This window comes from Candidatus Hakubella thermalkaliphila, assembly GCF_013281975.1.
Taxonomy (GTDB): domain Bacteria; phylum Actinomycetota; class Humimicrobiia; order Hakubellales; family Hakubellaceae; genus Hakubella; species Hakubella thermalkaliphila.
Genome location: NZ_BLRZ01000410.1, coordinates 1 through 700, shown reverse-complemented (window position 1 = coordinate 700; position 700 = coordinate 1). Strand labels below are relative to the sequence as shown.

The following is a 700-nucleotide window of genomic DNA, read 5'->3' as shown; positions in this document are numbered from 1 at the left end:
CCCGACTTCCGCACTTTTAACCTAAATTGAGCCAGGCAAAACAAAAAACCCCTACTGGATGAAGCTATGGTAGCTTAAATGTCAATGTAGTGCCTAGTATAAATTTGGCTATTGACATCAGGATTTAATCATGCTATAGTCTATTTATGTTTGTCAGAGTGAAGGTAACCCCCAATAGCCCCAGAAAGTCAGTCCAGATTGTGGCCTCCCTTAGGGTGGGAGATAAGGTCCGGCAAAAAATAGTTAGATATATTGGGGTAGCCCAAAATGATGAGGAGCTAGAAGAGCTAAAGCTACTGGCTGAATCCATTAAAATCCAGATGGAGGCCGGCAGCCAGCAGCTACTTATGTCTCCGGAAAAACTGGCCCGCATAAACTTAGAGGCCAAAGCTGAAAAATATGCAAGTGAGGACTACCAGGTGGACCTCAGAAACCTGGTGGAAGAACAAAGAATAGTCTCGGGAATACATGATACTTATGGAGCCCTATTTTCCGAGCTGGGATACGACAGGGTAATTTCTAATCCTAAAAGAAATGTCTCCGCCGCCTCCCTATTTAAAGACCTGGTTTTAGCCAGAATTGCCAATCCCGCCTCCAAGATGGCCTCCCGGGATATGCTGGAAGAAGACTTTGGCATAAGCCTTCCGCTAGATAAGATCTATCGGATGATGGATAAACTTGACCATAAAGCCATCCAGAG

The 700-nt window shown here is 44.9% G+C and carries 1 pseudogene; it reads left to right on the top strand.

Going from position 1 to position 700, the window contains the following annotated elements:
- Nucleotides 1-146 precede the first annotated feature (146 nt).
- Nucleotides 147-700 (top strand): annotated as a pseudogene (locus HW443_RS12470) (IS1634 family transposase); the annotation flags it as partial.